This is a genomic window from Pseudoduganella sp. jia 12 (assembly GCF_055502675.1).
Genome location: NZ_JBUXKP010000005.1, coordinates 80,691 through 98,798 on the forward strand (window position 1 = coordinate 80,691; position 18,108 = coordinate 98,798).

The window sequence follows — 18,108 nt, forward strand, 5'->3', positions numbered from 1 at the left end:
AAAGGACGACTCATGAAGCTGTGGAGCGACTCATTCAAGAACGGCGCCGCGATTCCCGCCGAATTCGCGTTTGCGGAACCGGATGCCGAAACGCGCGTGCGCCTCGCGGGCAACCGCAACCCCCACCTGGCGTGGGACGATATTCCACCGGGAACCGCCTCGCTGGTGCTGCTGTGCATCGATGGCGACGCGCCGACGGTCGGCACGGATGTCAACCAGGAGGGCAAGACGCTGCCGGTGGAATTGCCGCGTGGCGATTTCTATCACTGGGCGCTGGTGGATATCCCGCCATCGCTGTCGAGCCTGCCCGCTGGCGCGCAGTCGTCAGGCGTGACGCCACGCGGCAAACCGGGCCCCATCGTCGCCAACGGCGGCACGCACCTGCGCCACGGGCTGAACGACTACACGGGCTGGTTCGCGAACGATCCGGACATGAATGGCCGCTACTTCGGCTACGATGGGCCGTGCCCGCCATGGAATGACGAACGCGTTCATCACTATATCTTCCGCCTGTATGCGGTCGACGTGGCAACGTTGCCGGTCGACGGTGATTTCACCGCGCAACAGGCGCTGGCGGCGCTGCATGGCCACATCCTCGACGAGGCGCAGATCATCGGCACCTATGCATTAAGGAGCAAATGAGCACCGAACTGTTATTGATCCGTCATGGCGAAACGGCGTGGAACGCCGTGCGCCGCCTGCAGGGCCACCTCGACATCGGGCTGAACGACGCCGGCCGCCGCCAGGCCGCCGCGCTGGCGCGGGCGCTGGCCGCCGAGCCGCTGGCTGCCATCGTCGCTTCCGACTTGCAGCGGGCGATGCACACGGCCGAGGCGGTCGCTGAATATCACCACGTGCCATTCCATACCGATCCGGCATTGCGCGAGCGGGGCTATGGTGTTTTCGAAGGCCTCTTGTATACAGAGATCGAGGAACGCTATCCCGAGCACTTCGCCGCCTGGCAGGGCCGCCGTGTGGATTCCGTGATGCCGCATGGCGAGCGCCATGCCGAAAGCTTCCGGCATTTCTACGAGCGCAGCATCGCCGCCATCGGCCGCTGGGCTGACCAATATCACGGCCGCAAGCTGGCCATCGTCGCCCACGGCGGCGTGCTGGAATGCGCCTATCGTGCCGCCCGCGAAATGACGCTGGAAAGCCCACGCGACTTCCAGGTACGCAACGCCAGCATCAACCGCTTCACGTGGTCGGACGGCAAGCTGGCCCTCACGCACTGGGGCGACGTCGACCACCTCGCACAAGCGCTGGACGATATCGTCTAGAAAAACTGGGGACGTACCCCTGTTTCCAGGCAAGTTTGGCAGTCAGTGGCGTCCGCAGGGCAGTGCGCCCCGCAAAGTTTCCTCAAAACAGGGGTACGTCCCCTGTTTTGCTTCCGGTTATCGCCCGATGACTTTCACGAGCTTGGGTGCCGTCGCGGCGAAGCCGGCAGGGCCGCCGTTGGCGCTCAGCTTGCCGTCCGACTGCTGCCAGCGCAGCTTGCCGCTGACCACGCCCTTGCCCTTCTCGTAGTCGTACGACAGCCCGTCGTCGTCATACAGCGTGAACTCGGCGTCGCTGCCCGGGAAGACGAGGATCTGCTCGATCGCCTGCTTGCTGGCGGTCGATTGCACGGCGGCGCCCATTGGCACGATCGAGCCGGCTTTCACGAACAGCGGGATCTGGTCGATCGGCGCGGCCACCTTCACCCACTGGCCGCCCGCCAGCTTTTCGTTGGTCCACCAGTTGTACCAGTCGCTGCCGGCCGGCAGGTAGACGTTCTTCTCCGTCTGCCCCTGTTCCGTCACCGGCGCCACCATGAACGCCGGGCCGAACATGTATTGCGTGCCGATGTTCGCCACGTTCGGGTCGGTGCCGAAGTCCATCCACAGCGGGCGCATGAATGGCGCGCCGGTGTCGTAGGTCATCTTCGCCTGGCTGTAGATGTAGGGGATCAGCTGGTAGCGCAGCGCGTTGAACTTGGCCATCACCGCCTCGGCCTGCTTGCCGAACGACCACAGTTCCGCTTCCTTGCGCGAGCCATGCAGGCGCAGGGTTGGCGTGAAGGTGCCGTACTGGAACCAGCGGGTATGCAATTCCGGGTAATCGTGGTTCTGGCCGACGACGTTGCGCGCGTCCGAGGGATCGAGCAGTGGCGCCCTGGTCGCTTCCGTCGTCTGCGGCAGGTTTTGCCAGCCGCCGATATCGTTGCCCCAGTAGGCGATGCCCGATGCCGTCATGTTCAGGCCGGCGGGGATCTGGCGCGCCAGCGCTTCCCATGTGGACTTGATGTCGGACGACCAGAACAGCGCTCCCGTGCGCTGCGAGCCGAGGTAGGCGGCGCGCGACAGGATCAGCACGCGGCGGTTCGGCTTCCAGGCCCGCATGCCTTCGGCAAAGCCCTCCACGTGCACCAGCGGATACAGGTTGCGGTAGCGGTCGCCGGAGCCGATCGAAAAACGCAGGCCTTCCGGTACCAGGTCCGGTTCGGTTTCATCCAGCCACGGGTAGTCGAAACCGTGCGACAGCACGTTGTCGCGCACCTTTTCAAAGAACCACTTGCGCGCGGCCGGGTTCGTGGAATCGATCAGCCCGCCCGTGCGGTCCGAACGGAACGGCAAGCCGTCCTGCGTCTTGCCATCCTTGTCCTTCAGCAGGTAGCCCTTGGCATCGAGCTCGTTGAAATAGCGGCCGGCCGTCTCGAAGCGGGGCCAGACCGAAATGATCGACTGCATGCCCATGTCGTGCAGCTGCTTGTTCATGCCATCCGGGTCCAGGAACTGCGCCGGGTCGATGTCGAGCTGGCCCATCCGCGTCCAGTAGAACCAGTCGACCACCATGATGTCCAGCGGGTAGCGCTTCTCGCGGTAGGTCCTGGCGATGCGCAGCACCTGGTCCTGGCTGTCGTAGCGCGCCTTCGACTGGATCAGGCCGAACGCGGCCTTGGGTGGAATCGGCGTCCTGCCCGTCAGCCGCGCATAGCCGGAGTACAGCTCGTCGGCATTCTTGCCGGTGATGATGAAGAAACTGACCCGTTCGCCCACGTTCGACTGGAACCGGGTACTGCCCAGCACTCCTGCGGAAAAGCGCGTAGCGGAAGGGTTATCCCACACGATGCCATAGCCCTTCGACGACACCATGAACGGCACGCACACGGTTTCGCCGCCCGGCGCGTCGTACCAGTGCTTGCAGTCCAGCGTGCGGCCCCGCAGGTCCAGCCCGGACAGCGATTCCTGGTTCTGGCCCATGCCGTAGTAATGCTCGTCGGCTGGCGCGTGGAATTCCGCACCCACCTGGTAAGTCTTTTCTTCATTGACGGTCTGCGGCGACATTTCCCAGCCCGTCATCTTCAGGATCTGCTGGCCCTGCGCATTGCGCACTTCCAGTCCCACCGGCGCCAGCGAGGGCGCGAAATACTTCTGGCTTTGCGTGGGGATCGCCGGCACGGCGGACGGGTTGATCCGCAGCGTCATGCCGCTGGACGTAAACGTATCGCCCTCGGCGGCGACGCGGTGCTGGAATGGCTTGTTGTCGGCATGCTGCGCGATGACCCCGTGGCCCGGACCCTTCAGCACTTCGGCCTTGTCCACCGCGATCGTCACGTGAACGATATTCGGCCCATAGGCTTCCACCGCGACGAAGGCACCGTTGCGGTCGAGCGTCACCAGCGGTGCCGCAGCGGCGGAGCCGGCCAGCAGGAAGGCGGAAGCGATGGCAGCGGCCACGCGGGTGGGAGCGCAGCCGCCGGTGCGGCACGCTGTCGGGATCATCATGCGTATCTCCTGAAATGTTATATAACACGCCATTGTTAGCGCTATCGCGATAATCGGGCAGCATGGGTCCCATGTCAACACCTGCGGTCCGGCCAATTCGAAGCACACCCGTCCGAAAAATTTCTTCCTATAACTCGTTGTTTCATAACCGGAAAGCTGCACACCTGCTGTTTTAATACAGATTCGTGCGTATTAAATGAGCAGTGCTTGGGTTAGAATTGCAGGTTCCTCCAGCAAGTCTTCATTGAAACCCAAGTGCAAATCGGCCCCTACCAGCTGCGCAATAACGTCTTCGTCGCCCCCATGGCGGGCGTAACCGACCGCCCGTTCCGGCAACTGTGCAAGGAACTCGGCGCCGGCTATGCCGTTTCCGAAATGGCGGCGGCCAACCCGCGCGTGTGGGCCAGCGAAAAGAGCTCGCGCCGCACCGACCACGTGGGGGAGATGGAGCCGAAGGCCGTGCAGATCGCGGGTTCCGATCCGCAGGAGCTGGCCGATTGCGCGAAGTTCAACGTGGACAAGGGCGCGCAGATCATCGACATCAACATGGGCTGCCCCGTGAAGAAGGTCTGCAACAACTGGTGCGGCTCGGCGCTGCTGCAGTTCGAGGACCTCGTTGAAAAGATCCTGCATGCCGTGGTGGGGGCGGTGGATGTGCCGGTCACGCTGAAATTCCGTACCGGCTGGGATCGCGCAAACAAGAATGCGCTGAACATCGCCCGCATCGCGGAGGAAGCCGGCATCCAGATGCTCACGTTGCATGGCCGCACCCGCGCCGACGGCTACAAGGGCGACGCGGAATACGACACCATCGCCGCCGTCAAGGCGGCCGTGAAGATCCCGGTGGTGGCCAACGGCGATATCACCACGCCTGAAAAGGCCCGCTACGTGCTGGATGCAACCGGCGCCGATGCGGTGATGGTCGGCCGTGCCGCCCAGGGCCGCCCATGGATCTTCCGCGAGATCGATCATTACCTGCGCACCGGCGCCCATATGCCGCCGCCGCTGGTGGCGGAAGTGCGCAAGCTGATGGACGAACACCTGCGCGCCCACTATGCCTTCTATGGCGAATACCTGGGCGTGCGCACCGCGCGCAAGCATATCGGCTGGTATGTGCGCGACCTCCCGGGCGGGGAGGATTTCCGCCAGGAGATGAACCGTCTCGAGTCCACCACCGAACAATTACGCGCCGTGGACAGCTTCTTCGAATCCCAGTGGAAGCATGGCGAGCGGTTACAATACCGCCTCGCCGAAGACATGCTGGCTGCCTGACTTGGCGCCAGATCGGCAAATTATTTCGTTAAATAGAAGAACATGAGCAAAGAAAGTATCCAGGAAGTTGTCACGAAGAGCCTCGAAGAGTATTTCAACGACCTGGGCGAACAGCAGCCGTCGAACATCTACGACATGGTCGTGATGACCGTCGAAAAACCGATCCTGCAAGTGGTGATGCACCGCGCCGATGGCAACCAGTCCCATGCGGCGCAAATGCTGGGCATCAACCGCAATACGCTGCGCAAGAAATTGCAGGAGCACGGCCTGCTGTAAGGCTTTTCGTCCGGCCCGGGATCGAGTGGCTGTACCGGCCACCCGTGCCGGCGGCTGCTCGACAACAAGAATTTTCAACCTGGACCACAGCCATGATCAAACAAGCTCTCATCTCCGTTTCCGACAAGACCGGCGTTCTGGATTTCGCGCGTGCCCTGTCGGCGATGGGCGTCAACCTCCTGTCCACCGGCGGTACCGCCAAGCTGCTGCAGGAAAACGGCCTGGCCGTGACCGAAGTGGCCGACTACACCGGCTTCCCGGAAATGCTGGATGGCCGCGTGAAGACGCTGCACCCGAAAGTCCACGGCGGCATCCTGGCCCGCCGCGACTTCCCGGAGCACATGGCCAAGCTCGATGAACATGGCATTCCCACGATCGACATGGTGGTCGTGAACCTGTACCCGTTCCAGGCCACGGTGGCCAAGGACGACTGCACGCTGGACGACGCGATCGAGAACATCGACATCGGCGGCCCGGCCATGCTGCGCTCCGCGGCCAAGAACCACAAGGATGTGGTGGTGATCTGCGATCCGTCCGACTACGGCCAGATCCTGGCCGAGATGAAGACCACGGACAATTCGCCGGGCTACATCAGCTACGAAACCCGCTTCAACCTGGCCAAGAAAGTGTACGCACACACGGCCGCCTACGATGGCGCGATCACGAACTACCTGTCCAGCCTGGGTCCGGACCGTTCGCACGCCAACCGCGGCGCCTACCCGCAAACGCTGAACGTGGCCTTTGAAAAAGTGCAGGACATGCGCTATGGCGAAAACCCGCACCAGGGCGCCGCGTTCTACCGCGACACGAAGGCCGTGCCGGGCGCGCTGGCCAACTACCGCCAGCTGCAGGGCAAGGAACTGTCGTTCAACAACATCGCCGACGCCGACGCGGCATGGGAATGCGTGAAGAGCTTCACGGGCATGGACCAGCCGGCGGCCTGCGTGATCGTCAAGCACGCCAACCCGTGCGGCGTGGCGCTGGGCGGCTCCGCCATGGAAGCCTACAGCCGCGCGCTGCAGACCGATCCGACGTCGGCGTTTGGCGGCATCATCGCCTTCAACGTGGAAGTCGATGCGGCGGCGGCCACCGAGCTGGCCAAGCTGTTCGTCGAAGTGCTGATCGCACCGTCGTTCACCGACGAGGCGAAGAAGATCATGTCCGCGAAGCAGAACGTGCGCCTGCTGGAAATCGCCCTGGGCTCGGGTGTCAACACGTTCGACTTCAAGCGCGTCGGCGGCGGCCTGCTCGTGCAGTCGGCCGACTCGAAGAACGTGTTGCTGGCCGATACCCGCGTGGTGACGAAGAAGCAGCCGACCCCGCAGCAGCTGGCCGACCTGATGTTCGCGTGGAAGGTGGCGAAATATGTGAAATCGAACGCGATCGTCTTCTGCGGCAATAACATGACGCTGGGCGTGGGTGCCGGCCAGATGAGCCGCATCGACTCCGCGCGCATCGCCTCGATCAAGGCGCAGAACGCCGGGCTGGCGCTGGCCGGTTCCGTCGTCGCCTCCGACGCATTCTTCCCGTTCCGCGACGGCCTGGATGTCGTCGTGGATGCCGGCGCGACCTGCGTGATCCAGCCGGGCGGCTCGATGCGCGACCAGGAAGTCATCGATGCCGCCGACGAGCGCGGTGTCGTGATGCTGTACACGGGCACCCGTCACTTCCGTCATTAATCGCACCACATTACTGCTCAGCCCGTGTCCCCGTGCCAGGCACGGGGACACGGGCTCGACAGCAGTTACATCACCGTTCGGCGCCCGCTATTGCGGGCGCTTTCTTTACTGCATACAATCCATAGATGATCATTCTCGGCATCGACCCCGGCCTGCGTACCACCGGCTTTGGCGTCATCCACAAGCAGGGCACGAAGCTGCGATACATCGCCTCCGGCACCATCAAGAGCGGCGAAGGGAACTTGCCCACGCGTCTGAAGGTCATCCTCGACGGCGTGACGGAACTCACGGCCACGTACCAGCCCGATTGCGCCGCCATCGAGCAGGTGTATGTCAACGTGAATCCTCAATCCACCTTGCTGCTGGGCCAGGCGCGTGGCGCCGCTATCTGCGGCCTCGTGAGCGGGGCGCTGTCGGTGGCCGAGTATTCGCCCACGCAGATCAAGCAGGCCGTGACCGGCTCGGGCAGGGCGGTAAAGGAGCAGATGCAGATGATGGTGGCGCGGCTTCTGGCATTGCCCGGCCTGCCGGGCACCGATGCGGCCGATGCGCTCGGGGTCGCGATCTGCCACGCCAATTCGCACGATACGCTGGCTGCCATTGCCGCCACGGGCATGACCCAACTGCACATGAAGCGCGGCCGCCTGGTCGGCTAAACTTCACTAACCATCATTCCAAGGCTGCGCCATGATCGGACGTCTCTCCGGTGTTCTGCTTGAAAAAAATCCGCCGCAACTGCTGATCGACGTGGGCGGCGTCGGCTACGAAGTCGACGTGCCGATGAGCACCTTCTACAACCTGCCGCACACGGGCGAGCGCGTGACCTTGTTCACCCACTTGACCGTGCGCGAGGATGCGCACCTGCTGTACGGCTTCGGCCATGCGGAAGAGCGCGTCGTGTTCCGGCAACTCATCAAGATCAGCGGCATCGGCGCGCGCATGGCGCTGGCCATCCTGTCCGGCATGTCGATCGCCGACCTGTCGCAGGCCGTCACGCGGCAGGAAGCGGGGCGCCTCGTGAAGATCCCCGGTATCGGCAAGAAAACGGCCGAGCGCCTGCTGCTGGAGTTGAAGGGCAAGCTGGGCGCGGACCTGGGTGCCGTCGGCGGCGTCGCTGCCGTGCCGGATGCGCAGACCGATATCCTGAACGCCCTGATCGCGCTGGGGTACTCTGACAAGGAAGCGCTGCTGGCGCTGAAGTCCGTGCCGGCCGGCGCCTCGGTGTCCGATGGCATCAAGCAGGCGCTGAAGGCGCTGTCGAAGGGTTGAGTGGGAAACCAGGCAATGAGCATCCAGACCGATAGTTTTACTGAGCAGCGCATCATCGATGCCGCCCCTTCGTCGCCGAACGAGGAAGCGATCGAACGCGCGCTGCGCCCCAAGCTGCTCGACGAATACGTGGGCCAGCAAAAGATCCGCAACCAGCTCGAGATCTTCATCTCCGCCGCGCGGGGGCGCAGCGAAGCGCTCGACCACACGCTGCTGTTCGGCCCGCCCGGCCTCGGCAAGACCACGCTGGCCAACATCATCGCCCGCGAGATGGGCGTGAACCTGCGCCAGACTTCCGGCCCCGTGCTGGAACGCCCGGGCGACCTGGCCGCGCTGCTGACCAACCTCGAAGCGAACGATGTGCTGTTCATCGACGAAATCCACCGCCTGTCGCCGGTCGTCGAGGAAATCCTGTATCCGGCGCTGGAGGACTACCAGATCGACATCATGATCGGCGAGGGCCCGGCCGCCCGCTCAGTGAAGCTGGACCTGCAGCCATTCACGCTGGTCGGCGCCACCACCCGTGCCGGCATGCTGACCAACCCGCTGCGCGACCGCTTCGGCATCGTGGCGCGCCTGGAGTTCTACACGACCGAGGAACTGGCGAAGATCGTGCTGCGCAGCGCATCGCTGCTGAAGGCGAACATCGACGAGACGGGCGCCCTGGAAATCGCCCGCCGCGCGCGCGGCACGCCCCGTATCGCCAACCGCCTGCTGCGCCGCGTGCGCGACTACGCCGAGGTGAAAAGCAATGGCGACATCACGAAGGACGTCGCTGATGCGGCGCTCGTCATGCTCGATGTCGACACGGTCGGCTTCGACGTGATGGACCGCAAGCTGCTCGAAGCGGTGCTGTACAAGTTCAACGGCGGCCCGGTCGGCATCGGCAACCTGGCCGCCGCGATCGGCGAGGCGGCCGACACGATCGAGGATGTGCTGGAACCCTACCTGATCCAGCAGGGCTACCTGCAGCGCACGCCGCGCGGCCGCGTGGCCACGCCAACCGCCTACGAGCACTTCGGCCTGAAGCCGCCGCGCGCGAGCCTCACCGGCGAACTGTGGTGACCGGCTCATGAAGATCTGGGTCGATGCCGACGCCTGCCCGGGCGCCGTGAAGGAAATCCTGTACCGCGTGGCCGACCGCGTGCACGTCGACGTCACGCTGGTGGCCAACCAGCTGCTGCGGGTGCCGCCGTCGAAATACGTGCGCTCGGTGCAGGTGCCGGCGGGCTTCGACGTGGCCGACCGCGAGATCGTGCGCCTGGCCGAGCCGGGCGACCTGGTGATCACGGCTGACATTCCGCTGGCGGCGGATATACTGAAGAAGGGCGCCCATGCGCTGAACCCGCGCGGCGATTTCTATACGCCGGACAATATCGCACAACAGCTGACCATGCGTGCCTTCATGGACGAACTGCGCGGCAGCGGCGTCGATACGGGCGGCCCGTCCGCGTATGGCCAGGCCGACCGCCAGCGCTTCGCCAATGCGCTCGACGGCCACCTGCGCCGCCACCTGCCGAAGCAGGTCGATTGAATGACCGAACCGATAGCCGGAGACCGACCATGCTGACCAGGACCTTCCTTGCCGCGCTGGCGTTCGCCTGCAGCGCGATCGTGCAGGCCGCCGTTCCCGTCTACGGCTATGCCGTCAGGAACACCTATCCCCACGATCCGGCTGCCTTCACCCAGGGCCTGTTCTACCGCGACGACGTACTGTACGAAAGCACCGGCCAGTACGGTGCCTCGTCGATCCGCAAGGTGGAGCTGGAAACGGGCGAGGTGCTGCAAAAGCATGACTTGCCGGCCAACTATTTCGGCGAAGGCATCGCCCCGTTCGGCGAGCGCATCTACAGCCTCACGTGGACCAACGAACGGGGCTTCATCTTCGACATCGACACCTTCGAACAGGTGGGCTCGTTCGGTTACCAGGGCCAGGGCTGGGGCCTGACGGGGGACGGCAAGCTGCTGTACATGAGCGATGGCACGGCCTTCATCCGCGTGCTCGATCCGGCCACGATGGGCGTGCTGCGCCGCATCCGCGTGACGGCCGACGGCATTCCCGTCGGGCAGCTCAACGAGCTCGAATGGGTGGGCAACGAGATCTTCGCGAACATCTGGCAGACCGACCGCATCGCCCGTATCGATCCCGTCACCGGCAACGTGCGCGGCTGGATCGACCTTGCCGGGCTGGACGAGCTGGCCGGCGTGGCGCCCGGTGCGGACAATGTGCTGAACGGCATTGCCTGGGACAGCAAGAACCGGCGCCTGTTCGTCACCGGCAAGCGGTGGCCGAAGCTGTTCGAGATCCGGCTGGTGAAGCGGCAGTAGCGTGCTGCCGCCGTGCCGGCCACGGTGCGGTATTTGTCGCCGGTCCCTTACAAATTTCGGGCAATCTTACTGAACTTCCGTACGCGGCTGGTCGGCATAATTGTGTCCATGATATTGACATGGCGCAGAGGAAGAACTCGCGTACAGGGACGATGACAGGATTGACCGGAATGCTGGTCGCGCCGGGCGCGGCGACAGCATTCGGTGGCAAGGCGCCAGGTACAGCGGCACGAGCGCGCTGGCCGGCAAGCACCCGACAGGAGTGAACCCCTGCAAGCAATTCCACTGGACACTCCGCGATAAGCGAACCAACCCGCCGCGAGCGTGAAGAGTTGTATTGCCATTAGAGGGGGACTGTTCCGCCAGCGCCAAGTGGCAGGAAGTGTTGTAATTTCGGGGGGCTTCGGCCCCCCGTTTTTTCAACGCTCGCGTAGTGACTGTGTCAGCCGCCTTTGCGACGGCGCCATGCCATCATGCCCAAGCCGGCCAGCAGCATGGCATACGTACTGGGTTCGGGAACAGCTGAGATGAGAGAGATCGACGAGATATCTCCATGAACACGCCAAGTGTAAGTATACCAGTCTCCCGATGGTGCTTCCGCTACATGTGTAATCTCGTAAACTAACCGTCCTGAGGTGAAGTCCAGTGTTTCCTGTCCGGGCAAGTAGTGGCTGTGCAGTACATTCCCTGCAGGATCATCGAACATTACGTCAAGTTCTTCTTTTGTCCGGTAGTCCCATGAATAGTAGTACGAAAAAAGGCCCAAAAAATCACCGCCTTCGTAGTCATTGTCGTATACCTTTGCAATACCCCCTTGGGGCATGCCGCCGGCAACAATTGAACCGAGGCCGATGTTCATGGTGCTAAGAGGTGGTTCGTACTGTGCCCCTCCCCATTTTTCGACATACGGTTCGGCAGATGATGGGTCATATGAAAAAGTGCCAATTACTGCATCGCCTAAAGTGGCAGTGCCGTAAGGCAGGGCTACCGATTCCAAGGAGGTAATGAAAGTCGTATCGATGAGGTATTCGATTTTCGATACTTGGGATTTGTATTGGAACATATGTACCGAACCGAAAGCGGAACTGGCGAACACTAGAAGGCTAGCCAAACCAAAAAGAATCTGTTTCATGATTGTTGGGGTGATGTAAATAGTTTTGTATTTAACCATTTAATTTTCATGAAAGCAATATTTTTGTGAAACCATTGTTGTTTCCGGTTATTCTTGTCTGATCCACACCTGTGACCGTCCCAGCATCGGCACGCCGATATACCCGCGCACTTCGAGCTTCCTGCCGCCATCCACCAGCTTCATCTTGCTCTTGTAAACTTTACCGTTCTCCGGATCGAGGATGGTTCCGCCGGAATATCCGTCGCCATCCTTCTTCATGCCGTCGATGATCGACAGGCCGACGATCGGCCGGCCCTTGTCGTCGCCCGTGCACTTGTCGCAGATCGGATGCTGGTCCTGCCCCGCGGTCCGGTGCAGTTTCTCGACGCGGCCCTGCAGCACGCCGTTCGATTCGCTGATGCGGATCTCGGCCTTCGGCTTGCCGGTCTCGTCGTCGATGTTTTTCCATAAGCCGACGGCGGAAGTGTTGTTGGCGAGGGCGGGCAGGGCAGCAGTGAGCAGGGCAGCGGAAAGCAGCGTAGTGAAATGCCGGGCATGCATCGGGGTCTCCTTGGAATTGATTATCCGCGCAGTGTAGCGCAGCCGATAAAAAAGCCGGAGCGGGAGAACCCGGTCCGGCTTGTCGACGGCTGTGAAAAACTTACGCGGCCGGCAGCTTGGCGAACTGCTCGCGCAACTTGTCCAGCGTGGCGGAGAACGTGGCGACACGTTCCTTTTCCTGCGCCACCACGGCGGCTGGCGCACGGGCCACGAAGCTTTCCGACGACAGCTTGCCGGAAGCCTTGGCCACTTCGCCTTCCAGGCGGGCGATTTCCTTCGACAGGCGCTCGCGTTCGGCCTTCACGTCGATCTCCACCTTCAGCATCAGCTTCGTGGTGCCCACCACGGAGACGGCGGCCGGCGATTCCGGCAGCGCGTCCACGATCTGCACTTCGGACAGCTTGCCCAGCATCTGCACATACGGTGCGAACGCGGTAATCTTGTCCTTGTCGGCGGCCGTGGTTTCCACGATCAGCGGCACGCGCACGGATGGCGACAGCTTCATCTCGCCGCGCAGGTTGCGCGTCGCATCCGTCAAGGCCTTCAGCTCGGCGATCCATGCTTCGGCGGCCGTGTCGATCGCGGCTTCATTGGCGATCGGGTACGGCTGCACCATGATCGACTTGCCTTCGGTGTCGCCCTTGCCAGCCAATGGCGCGACCGTCTGCCACAGCTGTTCGGTCACGAACGGAATGATCGGGTGCGCCAGGCGCAGCACCACTTCCAGCACGCGCAGCAGCGTGTGGCGGGTGGCGCGCTGCTGGCCTTCGGTGCCCTGCTGCACCTGCACCTTGGCCAGTTCCAGGTACCAGTCGCAGTACTCGTCCCACACGAACTTGTAGATCGCGGTGGCGATGTTGTCGAAGCGGTAGTCGGCGAAGCCCTTGGCCACTTCCTGTTCCGTGCGGTTGAGCAGCGAGACGATCCACTTGTCGGCCTGCGACAGGTCGGCATCGCTGGCGCTGCAATCCTTGCCTTCGGTATTCATCAGCACAAACCGGGTGGCGTTCCACAGCTTGTTGCAGAAGTTGCGGTAGCCTTCGGCGCGGCCCAGGTCGAAGTTGATGTTGCGGCCAAGCGAGGCATAGCTGGCCATCGTGAAGCGCACCGCGTCGGTGCCGTAGGCCGCGATCCCTTCCGGGAATTCCTTGCGCGTGGCCTTTTCGATCTTCTCGGCCGCGCGCGGGTTCATCAGGCCCGTGGTGCGCTTCGCCACCAGTTCATCGATGCCGATGCCGTCGATCAGGTCGATCGGATCGAGCGTGTTGCCCTTCGATTTCGACATCTTCTGGCCCTGCGAGTCGCGCACCAGGCCGTGCACGTACACGGTCTCGAACGGCACCTTGCCGGTGAAGTGCGCGGTCATCATCACCATCCGGGCAACCCAGAAGAAGATGATGTCGAAGCCCGTCACGAGCACGGACGAGGGCAGGAACGCCTTCAGGTCAGGGGTTTCTTCCGGCCAGCCCAGCGTGGAGAACGGCACCAGGGCGGACGAGAACCACGTGTCCAGCACGTCGCTGTCGCGGCGCAGCGCGCCGGTACCGCCGGCAGCCTGCTGCTTGGCCTGCGCCTCTTCTTCCGTGCGCGCGACGAAGATGTTGCCGGCTTCGTCGTACCATGCCGGGATCTGGTGGCCCCACCACAGCTGGCGGGAGATGCACCAGTCCTGGATGTTGTTCAGCCACTGGTTGTACGTGGTGTTCCAGTTTTCCGGCACGAACCTGATCTCGCCCGCGGCCACCTTTTCCAGCGCCACGTCGGTGATCGACTTGCCCGGATTGAACGTGCCTTCCGGGGCCGGCTTGCTCATGGCCACGAACCACTGGTCCGTCAGCATCGGTTCGATGACGACGCCGGTGCGGTCGCCGCGCGGCACCATCAGTTTATGGGGCTTGACCTGCTCCAGCAGGCCTTGCGCTTCGAGGTCCGCCACGATCTGCTTGCGGGCGGCGAAGCGGTCCAGGCCGCGGTAGGCTTCCGGTGCATCGTCGGCGATCTTCGCGTCCAGCGTGAGGATCGACGGCATGGCCAGGTTGTGGCGCTGGCCGACCGCATAGTCGTTGAAGTCGTGCGCCGGCGTGATCTTCACGCAGCCGGTGCCGAACGCCTTGTCGACGTAGGAATCGGCGATGATCGGGATTTCGCGGCCCACCAGCGGCAGGGTCAGCATCTTGCCGACCAGGGCTTCATAGCGCTCGTCGGTCGGATCGACGGCCACCGCCACGTCGCCCAGCATCGTTTCGGGGCGGGTGGTGGCGACCGTCAGCGAACCGCTGCCGTCGGCCAGCGGGTACTTGATGTACCACATCGAGCCGTCTTCCTCTTCCGACACCACTTCCAGGTCGGAGACGGCGGTGCCCAGCACCGGGTCCCAGTTCACCAGGCGCTTGCCGCGGTAGATCAGGCCTTGTTCGAACAGTTGCACGAACACTTCGGACACGATCTTCGAGCGCGGCTCGTCCATCGTGAAGTATTCACGGTTCCAGTCCGGCGACGTGCCCAGGCGGCGCATCTGGCCGGTGATCGTGGAGCCGGATTTTTCCTTCCACTCCCAGACTTTTTCGATGAACTTTTCGCGGCCCAGGTCATGGCGCGAGATCTTCTGCGCGTCGAGCTGGCGCTCCACCACGATCTGGGTGGCGATGCCGGCGTGGTCGGTTCCCGGAATCCAGGCCGTGTTGTGGCCCAGCATGCGGTGGTAGCGCGTCAGGCCATCCATGATCGTCTGGTTGAACGCGTGGCCCATGTGCAGCGTGCCGGTCACGTTCGGCGGTGGCAGCTGGATGCTGAAGGAGGGCTGCGAGAGGTCCATCGAAGCGGCGTAGTAACCGCGCTTCTCCCATTCGCTGCGCCAGAACTGTTCAATGTCGGCAGGCTCGAAAGACTTGGCTAATTCCATGATCCGGGATGTGTGATTTTGGCGAAAACGACCATTATAAAGCGGTCAGGACACCCCCATGCCATGTAAAGCGGAAAACCGGTGACAGACACCGGTTTTCTGGAAACATTCACGGATACGGCGCCGCACCGCGGCTACCGGAGTGCCGGTAATATTCCAGGAAAATGCGTGCCTGTCACCGGTGTTCTTACTGGTGTTGGCCGGCAAGCCTGGGCGCGCGAGGCGCACGGCCGTGCTGCTGGCCTTGCACCTTGAACACGGCGATGGCCTGCGCCACGCTGCGCGTTTGCTGGACCAGTTCGCCGGCGGCGGCGGCGGCCTGTTCGACGAGCGCGGCGTTCTGCTGCGTGATGTCGTCGATCGAGGCGACGGCTTCGTTGACCTGGCCGATGCCCATGCTCTGCTCCGAAGCCGTGTTGGAAATCTCGTTCATCACCTGTTTCACCTGCGCGACCGAGGCGATGATTTCGGTCATGATCGCGCCGGCGCTGCCGGTCAGCTGCGTGCCGGCATCGACCTTGTCGATCGACTGGTCGATCAGGGTCTTGATTTCCTTCGCGGCCGAGGCGGAACGCTGGGCCAGCGCGCGCACTTCCGACGCGACGACGGCGAAGCCGCGGCCCTGTTCACCCGCGCGGGCCGCTTCCACCGCCGCGTTCAAGGCCAGGATATTGGTTTGGAAGGCGATGCCGTCGATGATGCCGATGATGTCGAGGACACGGTGCGACGAGGCACTGATGCCTTCCATCGTGGTGACCACCTGCGCGACCACGTCGCCACCCTGGCCGGCCATCTCCGAGGCACGCATGGCCAGCCGATCGGCATCGGCCACGTTGGTGGCGCTTTGCCGCACGGTGGAATTGAGTTCTTCCATGCTGGCCGCCGTTTCTTCCAGGCTCGATGCCTGCGATTCCGTGCGGCCCGACAGGTCCATGTTGCCGCTGGCGATTTCGCTCGTGGCCCGTTCGATCTGTGCAAAATTGCTGCGCACGTCGCCGATGATGCTGCGCAGGTTGATGCTCGTCTGGCGCAGCGCGGCCAGCAGCTCGCCGGTTTCATCGCCGCGCGCCACGTCGATCGTCGCGGTCAGGTCGCCGCCGGCCATCTGCCGCGCCAGCGCGGTGGCCGTGCGCAGCGGTGCGGCGATCGAGTCGTGCAGCGTCCAGCCCAGGTACAGCGAGGCCAGGGCCGCGAGCGTGGCGATCGTGGCCAGCGCATTGCTGCCGTTGCCGAACAGGCTGGCCGCGCAAGCGCCCAGCACCACGGCCGGCAGCGCGCCGGCCAGCACCAGGCGTGTCTGCAGCGACGGGCGCATGGCGGCAATCAGGCGATGCAGCGGACCATCGGCCACCACCTTGCCGCGACTGATACGCAGGCCCTGTGCCTTGCCATCCTTGAATGCGGCATAAGCCTTCGCTGCCTCGGCAACCATCTCGCGGCTCGGCCGGGTGCGCACGGACATGTAGCCGACCGGTTTGCCGTTCTCGATCACCGGCGTGACGTTCGCCATCACCCAGTAGAAGTCGCCGTTCTTGCAACGGTTCTTGACCATGCCCGTCCAGGGAAAGCCGCGGCGGATCGCGTTCCACAGGTCGGCGAACGCTTCGGCCGGCATGTCCGGATGGCGCAGGATATTCTGCGGCGCGCCGATCAGCTCTTCCTCGGTGAATCCCGAAATGTCGATGAAGTACGGATTCGCGTAGGTGATGTTGCCTTGCAAGTCCGTCGTGGAAACGATGGTCTTGCCTTCTTCGAGGAGGATTTCTTGGCCGGTAACGGGCAGGTTTATCCGCATGTTCGCTCGCTTTCTTGTCGGTTCTGGTCAGGATGCCGGGCATCGGCATGCGTCGCGCTGGCTGGGAGACGGGTTGGCGATGCCGCTGCTGCGGCATCGAAAACGGCTGGGACAGGGCCGTCGGAAGTCGGATGCAAGCTTATCAGAGAGACGTGGCGAAGAACAGTGATTTGTATCCTGTGAGCAACAATTGGCGGGTAGCTGCTAGCTGCTTGGTCCGGGGCAGGTCACGCTCCACGGCAGCAGTTCGTTGCGGGTGCGCCGCACCGAGACGCGGGCTTCGCCGGCGATATCGTTCTGGAACACCATCACGGGCAAGCCATCCTTGCCACGGTCGAGGCCAGTGAGCCGGTAGCCGCGCGAGCGCGACGGCGCGCACGACGTGTTTCCCGCCATCAGCAGGCGCGCGCTGCCGAGGATGGCCGGATGGTTCTGGAGCAGCATCAGGATATCCATCTCGGCCAGCGGCTGGAACAGGCGTACCGGCGCATCGGGCTGGGCGCCGCACTGGGGCTGGTGATGGATCCACACGAGTGTTTGCGGCGGACCGGCTTCGCTCCAGCGCGCCTCCGTGCGGGCACGCGGATCGTATTCGTACACCGCGCGCGGCTGGCGGCACAGCGGCAGTACCGCGCGCTGCGCCGGGCCGTCGACGGTGGCGGTGACGCGGCGCTTGCCGCGTTTTCCGCGCTTCCCGGGTTTGTCGCCATCGCGCGTCACGGTGAACTGCGGCCGCAGCAGCCCGCGGCTCTCCTGCTGCCGGCTGTTGTACCAGTCGAAGAACGACGCCTGCTCCTCCGGCGTGGCCGTCCTCGATTCCGGCGCCGCCGCCATCGCACCCGCCTGCATTGCCGCCGCCAGCACGGCGGCTACCCATTTGTGCATCGTTATCCTTTCGTCGAGATACCGATTATAGGCGTTAGTGCTTGCAGTAAATGCACGGTTCATGCCTATAATGGCACCGCTGCTTTCAACGAAGGCGGCAAACGCTAGGGGTCCTGCGCGCGGCTACAGCCGTCTGCGGGTGAGAAATACCCTCCGAACCTGATCTGGATAATGCCAGCGAAGGGAAGCACAAGGATCGTCGCACCCATGCCGCACGGCTGTGCACGTCCAGGTCTCCTTTGCTGGCTCCTGCCCAAAGG

The 18,108-nt window shown here is 63.5% G+C and carries 16 protein-coding genes and 1 riboswitch; of the genes, 10 read left to right on the forward strand and 6 right to left on the reverse strand.

The window, feature by feature from the left end; translation table 11 throughout:
* Nucleotides 1-12: 12 nt before the first annotated feature.
* A complete protein-coding gene (locus tag ACY65G_RS12510; RefSeq protein WP_464997685.1) occupies nt 13-642 on the forward strand; it encodes a YbhB/YbcL family Raf kinase inhibitor-like protein in 630 nt (209 codons plus the stop codon).
* Nucleotides 639-1,280: a histidine phosphatase family protein gene (locus tag ACY65G_RS12515; protein WP_464997686.1), complete on the forward strand. Its 642-nt coding sequence runs from the start codon at nt 639-641 to the stop codon at nt 1,278-1,280. Before ACY65G_RS12510 ends, ACY65G_RS12515 begins: the two co-directional genes overlap by 4 nt.
* 117 nt (nt 1,281-1,397) lie before the next feature.
* Here ACY65G_RS12515 and ACY65G_RS12520 read toward each other — a convergent pair whose 3' ends face one another.
* Entirely contained in the window at nt 1,398-3,770 is a 2,373-nt protein-coding gene (locus ACY65G_RS12520) for a glycoside hydrolase family 31 protein (protein ID WP_464997687.1), read from the reverse strand.
* 255 nt (nt 3,771-4,025) lie between these two features.
* Between ACY65G_RS12520 and dusB the strand changes: the two genes are divergently transcribed.
* From dusB to ACY65G_RS12560, 8 genes are all read left to right on the forward strand, one after another.
* Nucleotides 4,026-5,042 (forward strand): tRNA dihydrouridine synthase DusB, encoded by a 1,017-nt coding sequence (gene dusB / locus ACY65G_RS12525; protein WP_464997688.1) that lies wholly within the window; start codon nt 4,026-4,028, stop codon nt 5,040-5,042.
* 42 nt (nt 5,043-5,084) lie between these two features.
* Nucleotides 5,085-5,318: a helix-turn-helix domain-containing protein gene (locus ACY65G_RS12530; protein ID WP_130186182.1), complete on the forward strand. Its 234-nt coding sequence runs from the start codon at nt 5,085-5,087 to the stop codon at nt 5,316-5,318.
* A gap of 92 nt (nt 5,319-5,410) precedes the next feature.
* A complete protein-coding gene (gene purH / locus ACY65G_RS12535; protein ID WP_464997689.1) occupies nt 5,411-6,997 on the forward strand; it encodes a bifunctional phosphoribosylaminoimidazolecarboxamide formyltransferase/IMP cyclohydrolase in 1,587 nt (528 codons plus the stop codon).
* Nucleotides 6,998-7,122: 125 nt separating this feature from the next.
* A complete protein-coding gene (gene ruvC / locus ACY65G_RS12540; protein WP_464997690.1) occupies nt 7,123-7,653 on the forward strand; it encodes a crossover junction endodeoxyribonuclease RuvC in 531 nt (176 codons plus the stop codon).
* Between the two features lie 31 nt (nt 7,654-7,684).
* Nucleotides 7,685-8,266 carry a Holliday junction branch migration protein RuvA gene (gene ruvA / locus ACY65G_RS12545; RefSeq protein ID WP_464997691.1) on the forward strand — a complete coding sequence of 194 codons (582 nt, stop codon included), beginning with the start codon at nt 7,685-7,687 and terminating at the stop codon, nt 8,264-8,266.
* 15 nt (nt 8,267-8,281) lie between these two features.
* Nucleotides 8,282-9,331 carry a Holliday junction branch migration DNA helicase RuvB gene (ruvB, locus tag ACY65G_RS12550; RefSeq protein ID WP_464997692.1) on the forward strand — a complete coding sequence of 350 codons (1,050 nt, stop codon included), beginning with the start codon at nt 8,282-8,284 and terminating at the stop codon, nt 9,329-9,331.
* Nucleotides 9,332-9,338: 7 nt separating this feature from the next.
* On the forward strand, nt 9,339-9,800 hold the full coding sequence (locus ACY65G_RS12555) for a YaiI/YqxD family protein (RefSeq protein WP_464997693.1): 462 nt from the start codon (nt 9,339-9,341) through the stop codon (nt 9,798-9,800).
* A 29-nt stretch (nt 9,801-9,829) separates the two neighbouring features.
* On the forward strand, nt 9,830-10,594 hold the full coding sequence (locus ACY65G_RS12560) for a glutaminyl-peptide cyclotransferase (protein ID WP_464997694.1): 765 nt from the start codon (nt 9,830-9,832) through the stop codon (nt 10,592-10,594).
* Nucleotides 10,595-11,036: 442 nt separating this feature from the next.
* Here ACY65G_RS12560 and ACY65G_RS12565 read toward each other — a convergent pair whose 3' ends face one another.
* From ACY65G_RS12565 to ACY65G_RS12585, 5 genes are all read right to left on the reverse strand, one after another.
* Nucleotides 11,037-11,765, reverse strand: a complete 729-nt coding sequence (locus ACY65G_RS12565) for a PEP-CTERM sorting domain-containing protein (RefSeq protein ID WP_464997695.1) — start codon at nt 11,763-11,765, stop codon at nt 11,037-11,039.
* A gap of 48 nt (nt 11,766-11,813) precedes the next feature.
* The gene (locus ACY65G_RS12570) at nt 11,814-12,266 is read right to left on the reverse strand and encodes a DUF2147 domain-containing protein (protein WP_464997696.1); all 453 of its coding nucleotides are present in this window, start codon (nt 12,264-12,266) and stop codon (nt 11,814-11,816) included.
* A gap of 100 nt (nt 12,267-12,366) precedes the next feature.
* Entirely contained in the window at nt 12,367-15,168 is a 2,802-nt protein-coding gene (locus ACY65G_RS12575; RefSeq protein ID WP_464997697.1) for a valine--tRNA ligase, read from the reverse strand.
* A 187-nt stretch (nt 15,169-15,355) separates the two neighbouring features.
* Nucleotides 15,356-16,963, reverse strand: coding sequence for a methyl-accepting chemotaxis protein (locus tag ACY65G_RS12580; RefSeq protein ID WP_464997698.1), 1,608 nt, complete (start codon nt 16,961-16,963; stop codon nt 15,356-15,358).
* A 204-nt stretch (nt 16,964-17,167) separates the two neighbouring features.
* Nucleotides 17,168-17,848 (reverse strand): hypothetical protein, encoded by a 681-nt coding sequence (locus ACY65G_RS12585; RefSeq protein WP_464997699.1) that lies wholly within the window; start codon nt 17,846-17,848, stop codon nt 17,168-17,170.
* A 96-nt stretch (nt 17,849-17,944) separates the two neighbouring features.
* Nucleotides 17,945-18,051, forward strand: a riboswitch (TPP riboswitch).
* Nucleotides 18,052-18,108: the final 57 nt, after the last annotated feature.

What these genes read in the sequence shown, in the direction of transcription:
- purH (WP_464997689.1), top strand. Translation starts at nt 5,411, where the DNA reads ATGATCAAACAAGCTCTCATCTCCGTTTCCGACAAGACCGGCGTTCTG.
- ACY65G_RS12570 (WP_464997696.1), bottom strand. Translation starts at nt 12,266, where the DNA reads ATGCATGCCCGGCATTTCACTACGCTGCTTTCCGCTGCCCTGCTCACT.
- ACY65G_RS12510 (WP_464997685.1), top strand. Translation starts at nt 13, where the DNA reads ATGAAGCTGTGGAGCGACTCATTCAAGAACGGCGCCGCGATTCCCGCC.
- ACY65G_RS12580 (WP_464997698.1), bottom strand. Translation starts at nt 16,963, where the DNA reads ATGCGGATAAACCTGCCCGTTACCGGCCAAGAAATCCTCCTCGAAGAA.
- ruvA (WP_464997691.1), top strand. Translation starts at nt 7,685, where the DNA reads ATGATCGGACGTCTCTCCGGTGTTCTGCTTGAAAAAAATCCGCCGCAA.
- ACY65G_RS12575 (WP_464997697.1), bottom strand. Translation starts at nt 15,168, where the DNA reads ATGGAATTAGCCAAGTCTTTCGAGCCTGCCGACATTGAACAGTTCTGG.
- ACY65G_RS12560 (WP_464997694.1), top strand. Translation starts at nt 9,830, where the DNA reads ATGCTGACCAGGACCTTCCTTGCCGCGCTGGCGTTCGCCTGCAGCGCG.
- ruvB (WP_464997692.1), top strand. Translation starts at nt 8,282, where the DNA reads ATGAGCATCCAGACCGATAGTTTTACTGAGCAGCGCATCATCGATGCC.
- ACY65G_RS12515 (WP_464997686.1), top strand. Translation starts at nt 639, where the DNA reads ATGAGCACCGAACTGTTATTGATCCGTCATGGCGAAACGGCGTGGAAC.
- ACY65G_RS12555 (WP_464997693.1), top strand. Translation starts at nt 9,339, where the DNA reads ATGAAGATCTGGGTCGATGCCGACGCCTGCCCGGGCGCCGTGAAGGAA.
- ACY65G_RS12520 (WP_464997687.1), bottom strand. Translation starts at nt 3,770, where the DNA reads ATGATGATCCCGACAGCGTGCCGCACCGGCGGCTGCGCTCCCACCCGC.
- ACY65G_RS12530 (WP_130186182.1), top strand. Translation starts at nt 5,085, where the DNA reads ATGAGCAAAGAAAGTATCCAGGAAGTTGTCACGAAGAGCCTCGAAGAG.
- ruvC (WP_464997690.1), top strand. Translation starts at nt 7,123, where the DNA reads ATGATCATTCTCGGCATCGACCCCGGCCTGCGTACCACCGGCTTTGGC.
- ACY65G_RS12585 (WP_464997699.1), bottom strand. Translation starts at nt 17,848, where the DNA reads ATGCACAAATGGGTAGCCGCCGTGCTGGCGGCGGCAATGCAGGCGGGT.
- ACY65G_RS12565 (WP_464997695.1), bottom strand. Translation starts at nt 11,765, where the DNA reads ATGGTTAAATACAAAACTATTTACATCACCCCAACAATCATGAAACAG.